Raw genomic sequence first — 11772 nt, 5'->3', positions numbered from 1 at the left:
GTCACGGTCCCAGTGCAGGCACCAGGGAGGAGTGTGGATGGTCATGGCTGGAGGGGGATCAACAGGTCGCTGTCGCCCACGGCCAACAACCGGCCCTCAGCGCGAAAGCGGCAGAGCAGCTTGGTCACCGTGACCCGGGTCAAGCCGCACAGATCAGCCAGGGCCTGGTGGGTGAGATTGAGCTCACTGAGCGAGAGGCGGCAGCCGTGGCGGTTGACCTGGCCATGGGACTGGCCAATCCAGCTCAACAGCGTGAGTAGACGGCGTTCGCCGGAGCGGATGCGCTGGATGGTGAGGAGCTCAGCCAGCATCTGGCGCTCGCGCCGCAGGTGTTGGTGTTGATCACGGGAATCGAGCTCGATGTGCTCCACCACCACGGTGGTGAGGCACTGCAACTCCAACGGCTGGACCACAGGATTTTCTGATGTGATCACATCACCAGGGCCCCATAGGCCCAGGGCGATGCACTCGCCTTCGAGATCCCAACTCGCAGACCGTACATAGCCCTCATGCAGGCGCCAGCCCATCCCTTCAGGGAGGACGTCCTTGGGATGGAGCGTGAACTGCAAGGGCTGCTTGAGCAAAGAAGACGTCAGCGGGTTCGCGGGCGATTGGGCGGCTGTTCGGGCACTGACAGAGCGACCAGCAGGGGCATTCGCAGACAACAGGCCATGGCGGGCAAGCAACTGGCTCGCAGTATACCCTAATTCCGATAGGTGTACCGGTATTTCCAGGCACACGAACAGGGGCGCGCTGGTCTCAGATGTAGAACATCGGCGCCGGCTGCTGCAGGCTGTCCCGTTCCAGCAGCAGATGGGCCAAGGTTGTGGACTGCAGCACGGCTGTCCGGGCCTGCTCGGCCCGCTGGGCCAGGCCCTTGAGCACGCGAAACCCGGCATCCTGACGATCACCCTGGCGCTCAGAGCGGGCTTCGCCTTCCAGGCACTCCTCCACCTCCGCGATGGTGATCTGCTCTGGTGGCCTGCTCAGCTGAAAGCCCCCACGGGGCCCGCGGATGCTGTTGAGGTATCCCCCCTTGCGCAGTGCCGTGAGCATCTGCTCGAGGTACCGCTCGGGCAGCCCATGGCGGCGGCTGACCTCACCCACCTGCACCAGCTCTCCAGAGGAAAAAGCCGCGGCCAGGTCGATCAAAGCCACCAGTCCGTATTCCGTTTTGGCGCTGAAGGCCATGGCTGGATCGAGATCGCTCAGCAAGCCTACCAGAAAGAACGGTTAGCAGATAGGGAATAGACCCACAAGCCGGTGTGCCCCGGGCCACACCGGCCCAGGCAGGGGCAGGCTTACTTTGCGCAAGTTCCCGATCGACAAACCGTGGATACGATTCCTTCTCCCGAGCCCCTGCGTCGCCGGCAGCTTCTACTGACAGGGCTCGCTGCCCTGCCCCTGGCCGTGGCGGCAGCCACCACCTTTGACGCCTCTCAAGCTGAGGCCCAGCAGGCGCCGAAGTCGCAGACCCTCACTGTTGTGTCCTATGCCGTGACCAAGAACGCCTACGACAAGATCTTCAAGCTGTTCTCTGATGATTGGAAGAAGAAATCGGGGCAGACCGTCACCTTCAAGGGCAGTTACGGCGGCTCCGGCTCCCAGACCCGTGCGGTGATTGATGGGCTGGAAGCCGATGTGGTCAGCCTGGCCATGGCCGCTGACGTGACCAAGATCCAGCAAGCAGGCCTGATCAAACCAGGCTGGGAAAAGGAAAACCCGAACAACTCCACACCCATCAACTCCACCGTGGTGGCTTTCGTACGTCCCGGCAATCCCAAGAAAATCAATAACTGGCGAGACCTCGACAACAAGAACGTTGACGTGGTCACGGCCAACCCGAAGACCTCTGGCGGAGCCCGCTGGAACTTCCTGGCCCTCTGGGGCGCCATCACCCGCTCGGGTGGCTCGGAAGCTCAGGCCCGCAACTTCATCACGGGCGTCTACAAGAATGCCGAGGTGCTGCCCAAGGACGCCCGCGAGGCCACCGATCTGTTCATCAAGCGCAAGCAAGGCGATGTGCTGCTGAACTGGGAAACAGAAGCGATTCTGGCCAAGCAGAAAGGGGAGTGGACGACGCCCTACAAGTTATTCAGCCCCAACATTTTGACGGAGCAGCCCGTCACCGTGGTGGACAAGGTGGTGGATCGTCGCGGCAGCCGCAAGGTGGCGGAGGCTTTCGTGAAGTTTCTCTATACACCGCAGGCCCAGAAGATCTTCGTGGACAACGGCTTCCGCCCCGTGACCCCTCAAGGCAAGGCCTATGCCAGAGGCAAGTTCCAGAACGCGAGCTTCTTCAAGGTGAGTGATTTCGGTGGCTGGGCGGGCGTCGACAAGAAGTTCTTCGGCAAAGGCGGGACCTGGGATCAGATCTTCGCCAGGACCCGCTGAAGGGAAGCCGCCCCGAGCCCACCAGGCCAAGGCGCCTCGTATGGACGTCTCACCGGTCGGATAACCGTGGTATTCTGATCTTCGAATTTCCGACCGGAAAACGTGGCTAAGTTCTCTCAGTGCCTCTCACCCCTGCTTGCGGCTGGCTCTCTGGTCCTCCTGGCCGGCTGCGGTGGCCCGCCGCAAAGCTCCGGCACTGGCGACCCGGACGGTCAACAACAGCTGCTGCTTGTGAGTTACGCCGTCACCAAGGGGGCTTACGACCGGATCATTCCCAAGTTCATCTCGGAATGGAAAGCCAAAACGGGCCAGGAGCTGGAGATCAAAACCAGTTACGGCGGCTCAGGCACCCAGACCCGGGCGGTGATCGATGGCCTCGATGCCGATGTGGTGACCCTGGCCCTCTCGGCCGACGTACTCAAGCTCGAGGAATCGGGACTGTTGGATGCCGGCTGGGAGAAGGAGTTGCCCAACAACAGCATCATCACCAACTCCACGGTGGCTTTCCTGACCCGTCCGGGCAACCCCAAGCAGATCGCCTCCTGGGCCGATCTGATCAAGCCAGGCATCACGGTGGTGACAGCCAATCCCAAAACTTCAGGCGGTGCCCGCTGGAACTTCCTGGGCCTCTGGGGCTCGGTGACCCAGACGGGAGGCAACCAACAGCAGGCCGAGGCCTATGTTGCCAGCGTGTACAAGAACGTTGACAATCTGCCCAAGGATGCGCGAGAAGCCTCCGACGTGTTCCTCAAGAAAGGCCAGGGTGATGTGCTTCTGAACTACGAAAACGAGGCCATCCTTGCCACCAGGACCGGTGATCTCAAAGATCCATTCTTGGTGCCAGAAGTGAACATCCGCATTGAGGGTCCGGTCGCCGTGGTCGACAAGAATGTGGAACGAAAAGGCACCCGTAAGGCCGCAGAAGCCCTTGCCCAGTATCTATTCTCAGAAGAGGCGCAGGCCATCTTTGCCGAGGAGGGATTCCGCCCCACCAACCCCACGATCTGGTCACGAGTAAAGGATCGCTTTGCCCCCGTCAAGCAGTTCTTCACTGTGCAGGACTTCGGAGGCTGGGACCTGGTGAACAAGGAGTTCTTTGGCAAAGACGGACTCTGGGATCGTCTCTTCGCCAAAACCCGCTAATCCGGCCATGTGTGAGCTGCTGGCCCTCAACGCCAACACCCCCACCGACATGGGCTTTTCCTTTCGGGGCCTCAGTCGCCGCGGTGGTGTCACCGGCGAGCACGCCGATGGCTGGGGGCTGGCCAGTTTCAGCCCCACTGGCCATGGCCTCACCCTGCTGCGAGAGGACGCCCCGGCCGCCTTCTCCGCCCTGGCGAATCAACTGTCTGAAAGCCCTGCCAAGGCTCTGGTGAGCATCGCCCACATCCGTCAGGCGACCCGCGGGGTGGTGGCCCTGGAAAACTGCCATCCCTTCTGCCGCACCTGGCAGGATCAGAGCTGGGTGTTCGCTCACAACGGTGACCTCAAGGGCGAGATCCCCCTGGGCGTTCGCTACCGCCCGTTCGGCTCCACCGACAGCGAGGCCGCCTTCTGCTGGATTCTCGAGCAGCTTGACCGGGCCCGGGTGGATCCAGAGGATGCCGCTGCCCTGTTCGCCCTCCTGCATCGCTGCGCCGCCCAGCTGGCCCAGCGCGGCACCTTCAATGCCCTGATCAGCAATGGCCAGTGGCTGTTTGCCACCGCCACCACCCGGTTGCACTGGCTCACCCGCCGGGCCCCCTTCCGTACCGCCACCCTGGCCGATGCGCCCCTTCAGGTTGATTTCTCCACACTCACCACGGCCCATGATGTGGTGACGATCCTGAGCACGGAGCCACTCACCACCGATGAGCTGTGGCAGCCCTTCCAGCTCGGAGAATCCATGCTGCTGATCGACGGCGAGATCCGTCAGCGCAGCAGCGCCACAACAAGATCCCCATGCGATTGGGGTGGGGATCTTGTTGTGGCCCCAAACCGGATCGGTCTGGCATGACCAGCTCGCTAACGCCAGCTCTGACCACGCAATCGGCTGCTCCGACCTCAGCCGTGAGCCTGAGCGAGGCGTCGCGTTTCTGGCTGAAGCTCGGGCTGGTGAGCTTCGGTGGGCCCGCCGGGCAGATCGCCCTGTTGCACCGGGAGCTGGTGGAGCGGCGGCGCTGGTTGAGCGAGCGGCGCTTCCTGCATGCCCTCAACTACTGCATGCTTCTGCCCGGTCCGGAGGCCACCCAGCTGGCCACCTATCTGGGCTGGCTGATGCATGGGGTGCCTGGTGGCCTGATCGCCGGTGGGCTGTTCCTGGCCCCCTCGGTGCTGGTGCTCACGGCCCTGGCCACGGTCTATGCCCTCTGGGGCCAGCTGCCCCTGCTCGTTTCGGTGTTTGCCGTGCTCAAGCCGACCGTGCTGGCGATCGTGCTGGTGGCGGCCTGGCGGCTGGGCCTGCGCACCCTGCGAACCCCTGTGCTGATCGGCATTGCCGTCGCGGCGTTTCTGGCCTTGGCGGTGTTGCAGCTTCCCTATCCACTGGTGGTGGTGGGGGCAGCCCTCTGCGGCCTGGTGGTAGGCCGCTGGCGATCGGGGCTGTTGCTGGTGCCAGGTCATTCAGCCCCACCCCCTCAGCAGTCCAGTAGCCCGACATCAAGCGCAGGCATGCCAGAGGAGGAGCCCATCCACGGAGACCACACCTCGACCCCGGAGCACGCCCGCTTCAGCCGCCGCCGCCTGGCACTCACCCTGCTGGCCTGGGGAATGGCCTTGCTGATTCCCCTGGCGCTGCTCACCGCTGCCGGCGGCTGGAACGGCAACCTCGCGCTGATGGCCCGCTTTTTCTCCCGGGTGGCCCTGCTGAGCTTCGGTGGGGCCTATGCCGTGCTGCCCTATGTGGCCCAGGGGGCGGTGGAGCAGTTCGGCTGGCTCTCAGCCGGCCAGATGGTCGATGGCCTGGCACTGGGGGAAACCACCCCGGGCCCGCTGATCATGGTGGTGGCCTTCGTGGGGTTCATGGGCGGCTGGAACAGCACTGAGGGCAGCTGGCCCGCCGCCGCCGCCGCCACCCTGGTCACGGTGTGGTTCACCTTTCTTCCGTCCTTCGGATTCATCCTGACCGGGGCGCCGCTTGTGGAGGCCAGCCGCGGCGACCTGCGCCTGGGCGCACCGCTCACAGCGATCACAGCGGCTGTGGTGGGGGTGATCGCCAGCCTGGCGGTGTTCTTGGCCGGACCGGTGCTCTGGCCCAACGGACGCATGGATCCCGCAGCAGCACTGGTGGTGGCCCTCGCCCTGCTGGTCCTGGTGAAACTGCGCTGGAGTGTGCTGCAGCTGATTGGCGCAGCTGCAGCCATCGGTGCCGGGACCCAACTGCTGGCGAAGCTGGTGGGGTCATAACTGTGGATCGGGCTTGACAGAGCTTTTCCGGTAGTTCGGAAGCCATTCATGCAACGCTTCAATTGTGTGAGCAGCTACAAAATTGATGGCGTGGCGCCGGATTCAGGAGCAGCGGCTGCGCGGCCGGTCTCAGTCCTGTACCAGCAACAGCAGGCGGTTGCCCTCCGGATCAAGTAGCCAGGCTTCCACCCCGAACGGTTCCTGCCGCGGGGGTGTGAGCAGCGATGCCCCCTGGGCTGTTGACTGCCCAATCCAGTCGTGGAGCACCTGGGTGGGATCACCGCCTTCGGCGTGGCGTTGCAGGCACAGCGCCACACGGCCCAATTGCCGGGGCTGGGGCCGGCTGCTCGACGGGGCATAGATCTCCAGGAACCCTCCGGCAGGCCAGGCCACCCGCCAGTGGGATTCGCTCAGGCCCTGCTGAGGCTCCACCGCAAGCAGGGAGCCATAGAAACAGGCCAGTGCCGCTGGATCGTCGGCAGCCAGCACGATCGAGCCCTTCATCTCCACCAGGCCCACCAGGGCTTTGCGGCCGCTCGACCATGGCTGCCGTCGCAGAGGGGATAGCGGCGGGAGCGGCCGCAACCGCACATCAGCACGGTGCCCGGCTCCTCCAGCTGAACCTCACGGGCAATCAGCCCACTGCCCAGATGGGCGCCGTCGCAGAACCAGCCCTGGCGACTGCGGCGGCAGCTGCACAGATAGGAGCGGCCGGCGGGCAGATCAAGCGGCTGGGGGCCCTCAGCGGGGGGAACCGGGCCTGACATCAGCGCACAATCCCCGAATCAACGCTTGGTTCAGTCTGGGCTGGCACACAGTTGTTCGCGAGGAAAGGGCGCTGCAGCGCCTGATCGCGCTTGTCCCTAGGCGGCGATCGCCGGATCCGCACCCAGTAAGCGCAGTGGGCCGGTCCGAGCTGCTCCTTCAGCATCAGGGTGAGCATCGTTGTCATTGCAGTGACGCCCGCGACGCCACCCATCAAGGCCAGGGCAGCGCCGTCCAAGCCATGGTCGCCCCCCTGCCCATCGGCACCTCGAGCTCCGCCAGCAGGCCCACCAGGGCCACTACCGCTCCAAACAGGATGACTGTAGACAAGAGCATTGCTGACGGCAGGAAGCTCACTGCCGTGGGCATAGCTATGAAACACCGCAAAAGCGACCACGATCAGCGCGGCCAACCAGAGCGGAGCCCTTAGCTCGAACAGCACCATCCCCATGAAGCTGGCTGGATTGATTCTCGCAGCGCTTGCAGTGAGTTCATGCTCGGAGAAGCCGTATGCGGTAAAACCAACAGTCTCATCGCCTGATGCCATTCGTTCGCATCAGACATTCGTCGTAAGACATGGATGGCATACTGGTCTTGTCATTCCAGCTGGTCGCCTGAATCAAGCCATTCCCGGGCTCAAGGAGCATTTTGGTGATGCCGCTTACTATGAAATTGGCTGGGGCGATAAAGAATTTTACCAATCAGGGGAAGTATCGATCGACCTAACCTTGCAAGCGATATTTCTTTCGAAAGGCGCTGTTATGCACATGGTTGCTATCCCAGGCTCTCCGAGCGAATTCCTTGGGGCAAGTGAAGTCGTCAGCACCTGTTTAACCGATCAGCAAGTTACTTCTCTCATAGCATTTGTGGCAAACAGCTTTGCCCGTGACCATCAAGGACGCATTGTCCGCCTCAACCGGGGCCTTTACGGCAACAGTCAGTTCTACGAAGGAGAGGGGCGCTTTTCTTTGCTGCATACGTGCAACAACTGGACCGCCAAAGGATTGCAGAGTGCCGGGATTAACGTATCTTCGTCTTTTTCCCAAACACCTACGAAGGTGATGAGCGCTATCCGAGAGCTTCGTCAGCAATGTACTTTGACCCCCAACCACTCGCTCAAAAGGATGTAACGCGATAAGGCCGCCTCATGACCCTCACTTTGAGCGTTGAGCCTTAGTCCTACAGCTGCCAGATCCCAGTGAGGCGAGGGACAAGGCTGCTCAGCCGTCTGCCGAAGAAGACGACGTCGATCGAGTAAGTTGGGATCGATATTTTAGCATTGTGCACCGGCCGTTGCCACCTGGTGCTGCACGCCGACCAGGACGAAGGGTGATGAGAATAAACCGATCAAGGATTAGAATTCATATGTCGAAGCACTCAACAAACCTGAATACTGGCAGACAATGCTGAGTATAATTTCCTGCAGCCAATACATGGGCGCCCCACATCATCAGGTCCTTGCCTCCCGTCTCGCCTTGCTTCGTCTTCCTGCCATGGCCCGCCGGCTTGCCATGGCCTCACTCCTTTCAACCACTGCCGGCCAGCTGGATCCGCTGTTCATCAACCTCACATCGGATGAGCCGCACCGGCTCAAGATGGCATTGTCCTTTGCCAGGCAGCGGCTGGCTCTCGGTCACCCCGTCACGATCTTCCTCAACGATCGTGGAGTCTTGGCGGGATCCAGGACCAAAGCAAAAGCAGCCTCTCTCACCGAGCAGCAGGTCCTGATTGCGGAGCTGCTTGCTTCAGGCGGCACCGTTTTGATCTGTCCTCTTTGCATGAAGCACTAGGGGATAAGCGAAGCCGAGTCACTGAACGGCCTGCAAATCGGCAACCCGACCAAGACAGGTGCGGCCCTCTTCCGCCAGGGATCTCGGGCACTCAGCCGGTAAACCTGACTTCAAAAGAATAATCACCGCCACCGGCATCGGATCTGCCAGCAACAACCTCGCAGCCGGCTTGCGGTGGTCGACCGAAGATCGTTGCCATCGGCATCGCCCCCCTGGGCATCATCTCGATCGGCATCGTGCCCATGGGTGTGGTCAGCATTGGCGTCGTGCGGATGGGGGTGTTGAGCATCGGCGCCGTGGCCATGGGAGTGATCAATGCCTCTGTGGTGGGCATGGGCATCCTGATCGCTGGGGTGAACGTGATGGGTGTCTGGTGGGTTGGGATCAAGGGTATGGGGCCCTTCCGTCTGGGGAGCCAAAGCGGGCAGATTCATCAACACCACGGGCAGCAAGGGGGCAAACAGAACGTTTATGCCTACCCGAGCAAACAGGTGGCGCTCCAGAAGGCGAAGGAACTGGGGTGCGAGGGCGTCCATGCCATGGGTTCACTGTGGATGCCTTGCCGTGAGCACCCACAACACTGACCATCACTGACTGGATCCAAACGTCGATCAGGCCTTGATGGCGGCACGACAGATGCGCTCTGACGCCTCCCGCCCCCCGAACAGGTTGCGCGCTGCTGGACCCAGCTGCAGCGCCGTCAGGCCTCCCATGAGGTGCACGTTGGTGCCGGGCCAGCGCAGATCAGGGGTGAGGACGGGCCAGTCGTCGATCAGCTCGATGGGCTGTTGATCCAGCAACTGGCGCAGCAGCGGCTGGTGGCTCACTCCCTGGTGGAAGCCGGTGGCCAGCCAGAGGCGATCGGCCTGCAGGCCGCCTCCTTCGCGGCAGAAAATCCGCCATTGGCCCGCACGCCAGGCAGCCTCCTGCACCTGACAGTGCTCGTGGAGCTGCAGGCTGCCCTGCCGGCACGCCTGATGCAGCTGAACAGCCAGCTGGGGCGTGATCGAGCCGCCATCGCGAGCGTCCAGCACCTGCTGACGGCGGCGGTGCCAGCACGGTTCAGCCCGAAAGGCCTTGAGGTGCTTCGGGCCCAGCCAGCCCGGGTCCGCGTCGAAGGGTTGGCTGCGCAGCCCCCGCCGGCACAGCAGGCTGACCCGGGCCCCTCGCTTGATGGCGCCCATGGCCAGATAGGCGCTGGTGAGACCGCCTCCCACGATCAGGACGTGTTGTCCCCTCAACCCCTGGCAGGCAGCCAGATCGATCGTCTGGCTGTGTTGCAGGGCCTGAACCGGGTGAGACCCGGACATGGTCCGAAGCCAGCTGGGCAGCACGGCCGCGCCGGCACCAGTGGCGATCACCAGCCGGCGGGCCGCCACGACGGCACCATCACTCAGGACCAGCTCCAGCGATGCAGGCCCTGCCTGACCCAGTCGGATCTGCTGCACCGAGGCCGCCTGCACCTGGTCAGCCAGCTGGAAGTCGGCCACGACGCTGCGACAGAAGTCGGCGAAGAGGTCCGTGTGGGGCAGGCCAAAAGGGCCGTCCAGGTCATGGCTGCGCTGCCGTTCCTGGGCGAAGCGGCGCAGGGCATGGGGGTTGGGGTGCGGATGGTGGGGCGAAGGGGAGCGCAGCCAGGGGATTTCACAGCGCCGCATCTGCCCGTGCCAGCGCGACAGCCAGCTGCCCGTGGGATCGAGCACCCGCAGTTGCCGGCGCCACTGGGGCCTTTTCTGCAGCAGCTGACAACAGAGCGTGAGGGCCTGGGGACCGGCCCCGGCGATCACCAGCTCAGCCATGGCGGGAGCCCTTGTTCTTGCTAGAACGACAACCATTCTCACACATAGACCTGGCGTCCCCTCCCCTGCCATGGCCTTCTCCAGCGCTGTTCCAGCCGCCGAACGTCTGCCGGTGACCGTTCTCACCGGCAGACGTTCGGCGCCGGCAAGACCACGTTGTTGAACCGGATCCTCACCCATGAGCACGGCCTGAAGGTGGCCGTGATCGCCGTGCTGTTGCTCGGCGCGATGGCCTACCTGGCCCTGAGCCTCAGGGCCCAGGTGTTGCTGACCCTCAAAGACGACCTGGCCGGGGCGTTCGGCGTCCGCGCCAACTGGCATCGCCTGGCCTTCATCGTCTTGCTGGCGGTGGTGGTGGCCGTCTCGATCAAGGCAGTTGGGGTACTGCTGATCAGTGCCTTCGTGGTGATTCCAGCCTGTGCCGGCCGGCTGCTGAGCCGCCGCTTCCCGATGTACATGCTCACTTCGGCCACCATGGGCGGGGGATGTGCCCTGGTGGGGTTGCTGGGCTCGGGCCTCACCAATCTGCCCTCAGGCCCCTGTGTGGTGATCGTGCAGTTCGCCGGCTTTGTGCTGGCCCTGCTGGTCAGCCGGATGACAGCTCATGGCGCCACCACGCAGGCCTCGAGCTGAGATCTGAGGGTGTGTTGATCCAGGCCCTTGCCGATGGCGACCACCTTGGTGTGGCGGGAAGTGCCCTCGGGCCAGTCGGAGTCGTCGATGGTGAAGCGCTTGCCGCAGAGGTGAAACAGATGGCGGCGGTTGCTCTCACGGAACCAGAGCACTCCCTTGGCGCGGAACACCGTTTCGGGGAGCTGGTTGTCGAGAAAGAACTGAAAGCGGCGCAGATCAAACGGCGCCTCCACCGCCAGGGAAACAGAGCTGAAACCCTCCAGCTCCGGAGTATGGGTGTGGTGCTCGTGGGTCCCGTGATCGTGATCGTGGTGCTCGTGATTGGAATGGTCGTGCGCGTGGTGATGATGGTTGTGATCGTCTTCGCGGGTGTCCTCCCTGGCCTGCAATTCCGCCAGGCGATCTGTTTCGAACAGCCCCACGCTCAGCAGCATGGCCAGCGGCACGGCGCCATGATCGGCCCGCAGGATGCGGGCGTCGACCTTGATCTCGCGCAGGCTGGCCTCCACCTCAGCTAGCCGCTCCTCCTCCACCAGATCGCACTTGTTGAGCAGCAAGATGTCGCCGTACACCACCTGGGCCCTGGCGATCGGGCTCTCGAGGGCGGTGGCGTTGAAGTGCTCGGCATCGATCAGGGTGATGATCGAATCAAGCCGAAGCTGGTCGCGGAAATCACCGGCCATGAAGGTCATGGCGACCGGCAGGGGATCGGCCAGACCAGTGGTTTCCACCACGATGTAGTCGATCGGATCCGGGCGCTCCAGCACCCGCTGCACGGCCTCCTGCAGCTCGCCGTTGATCGAGCAGCAGATGCAGCCGTTGCTCAGCTCCACCATGGTGTCGCTGGTGGTCACCACCAGTTCGTTGTCGATGCCGACCTCGCCGAACTCGTTCACCAGCACCGCGATGCGCAGCCCCTGCTGGTTGCTGAGGATGTGATTGAGCAGGGTGGTCTTGCCGGCACCGAGGAAGCCGGTAAGCAGGGTGACGGGAAGCTGGGCCATGGA

The 11772-nt window shown here is 63.2% G+C and carries 16 protein-coding genes; 8 read left to right on the top strand and 8 right to left on the bottom strand.

The annotated features are described in order from the left end of the window. Window positions 1-41: 41 nt before the first annotated feature. Window positions 42-569, bottom strand: coding sequence for a Crp/Fnr family transcriptional regulator (locus KBY77_RS13170; protein ID WP_255105274.1), 528 nt, complete (start codon window positions 567-569; stop codon window positions 42-44). Window positions 570-759: 190 nt separating this feature from the next. Beyond that, window positions 760-1215, bottom strand: coding sequence for an Rrf2 family transcriptional regulator (locus KBY77_RS13165; RefSeq protein WP_255105272.1), 456 nt, complete (start codon window positions 1213-1215; stop codon window positions 760-762). A gap of 117 nt (window positions 1216-1332) precedes the next feature. On the opposite strand from KBY77_RS13165, the gene KBY77_RS13160 reads away from it, so the two are divergent. The 4 genes from KBY77_RS13160 (at window position 1333) to chrA (ending at window position 5778) form a co-directional block, all read left to right on the top strand. Next, window positions 1333-2394, top strand: a complete 1062-nt coding sequence (locus tag KBY77_RS13160; RefSeq protein ID WP_255105269.1) for a sulfate ABC transporter substrate-binding protein — start codon at window positions 1333-1335, stop codon at window positions 2392-2394. Between the two features lie 102 nt (window positions 2395-2496). Further along, window positions 2497-3537, top strand: coding sequence for a sulfate ABC transporter substrate-binding protein (locus tag KBY77_RS13155; protein WP_255105267.1), 1041 nt, complete (start codon window positions 2497-2499; stop codon window positions 3535-3537). A gap of 7 nt (window positions 3538-3544) precedes the next feature. Beyond that, window positions 3545-4390, top strand: a complete 846-nt coding sequence (locus KBY77_RS13150; protein WP_255105263.1) for a class II glutamine amidotransferase — start codon at window positions 3545-3547, stop codon at window positions 4388-4390. A 53-nt stretch (window positions 4391-4443) separates the two neighbouring features. Beyond that, window positions 4444-5778: a chromate efflux transporter gene (gene chrA / locus KBY77_RS13145; RefSeq protein ID WP_255105261.1), complete on the top strand. Its 1335-nt coding sequence runs from the start codon at window positions 4444-4446 to the stop codon at window positions 5776-5778. Window positions 5779-5907: 129 nt separating this feature from the next. Here chrA and KBY77_RS13140 read toward each other — a convergent pair whose 3' ends face one another. Genes KBY77_RS13140 through KBY77_RS13130 form a run of 3 tightly spaced genes read right to left on the bottom strand, consistent with a single transcriptional unit; the run spans window position 5908 to window position 6988 of the window. Further along, the gene (locus tag KBY77_RS13140; protein ID WP_255105259.1) at window positions 5908-6282 is read right to left on the bottom strand and encodes a VOC family protein; all 375 of its coding nucleotides are present in this window, start codon (window positions 6280-6282) and stop codon (window positions 5908-5910) included. After that, complete coding sequence (locus tag KBY77_RS13135) at window positions 6279-6545, bottom strand: CDGSH iron-sulfur domain-containing protein (protein ID WP_255105257.1); 267 nt, start codon at window positions 6543-6545, stop codon at window positions 6279-6281. Before KBY77_RS13135 ends, KBY77_RS13140 begins: the two co-directional genes overlap by 4 nt. Further along, window positions 6545-6988 carry a HupE/UreJ family protein gene (locus tag KBY77_RS13130; RefSeq protein WP_255105255.1) on the bottom strand — a complete coding sequence of 148 codons (444 nt, stop codon included), beginning with the start codon at window positions 6986-6988 and terminating at the stop codon, window positions 6545-6547. The genes KBY77_RS13135 and KBY77_RS13130 overlap by 1 nt, the downstream gene beginning before the upstream one ends. Window positions 6989-6992: 4 nt before the next feature. Between KBY77_RS13130 and KBY77_RS13125 the strand changes: the two genes are divergently transcribed. Both KBY77_RS13125 and KBY77_RS13120 read left to right on the top strand, forming a co-directional pair. Then, entirely contained in the window at window positions 6993-7673 is a 681-nt protein-coding gene (locus KBY77_RS13125; protein WP_255105253.1) for a TIGR02117 family protein, read from the top strand. A 363-nt stretch (window positions 7674-8036) separates the two neighbouring features. Next, entirely contained in the window at window positions 8037-8333 is a 297-nt protein-coding gene (locus KBY77_RS13120) for a DsrE family protein (RefSeq protein ID WP_255105251.1), read from the top strand. Window positions 8334-8424: 91 nt separating this feature from the next. Here KBY77_RS13120 and KBY77_RS16655 read toward each other — a convergent pair whose 3' ends face one another. After that, window positions 8425-8667, bottom strand: a complete 243-nt coding sequence (locus KBY77_RS16655) for a hypothetical protein (RefSeq protein ID WP_255105248.1) — start codon at window positions 8665-8667, stop codon at window positions 8425-8427. On the opposite strand from KBY77_RS16655, the gene KBY77_RS13110 reads away from it, so the two are divergent. Next, a complete protein-coding gene (locus KBY77_RS13110; RefSeq protein WP_255105349.1) occupies window positions 8552-8917 on the top strand; it encodes a hypothetical protein in 366 nt (121 codons plus the stop codon). The genes KBY77_RS16655 and KBY77_RS13110 overlap by 116 nt on opposite strands. A 27-nt stretch (window positions 8918-8944) precedes the next feature. On the opposite strand, the gene KBY77_RS13105 is transcribed toward KBY77_RS13110, so the two are convergent. Further along, window positions 8945-10132, bottom strand: a complete 1188-nt coding sequence (locus KBY77_RS13105) for an FAD-dependent oxidoreductase (protein WP_255105246.1) — start codon at window positions 10130-10132, stop codon at window positions 8945-8947. Window positions 10133-10291: 159 nt separating this feature from the next. Between KBY77_RS13105 and KBY77_RS13100 the strand changes: the two genes are divergently transcribed. Then, the gene (locus KBY77_RS13100; RefSeq protein ID WP_255105243.1) at window positions 10292-10765 is read left to right on the top strand and encodes a metal ABC transporter permease; all 474 of its coding nucleotides are present in this window, start codon (window positions 10292-10294) and stop codon (window positions 10763-10765) included. Here KBY77_RS13100 and KBY77_RS13095 read toward each other — a convergent pair. Further along, window positions 10735-11769 carry a GTP-binding protein gene (locus KBY77_RS13095; protein WP_255105242.1) on the bottom strand — a complete coding sequence of 345 codons (1035 nt, stop codon included), beginning with the start codon at window positions 11767-11769 and terminating at the stop codon, window positions 10735-10737. The two genes, KBY77_RS13100 and KBY77_RS13095, sit on opposite strands and share 31 nt — an antisense overlap. Window positions 11770-11772: the final 3 nt, after the last annotated feature.

Source organism: Synechococcus sp. Cruz-7E5 (assembly GCF_024345995.1).
In the GTDB taxonomy this organism is placed as follows: Bacteria; Cyanobacteriota; Cyanobacteriia; order PCC-6307; family Cyanobiaceae; genus Regnicoccus_A.
This window is presented reverse-complemented; position numbering and strand designations above follow the sequence as displayed.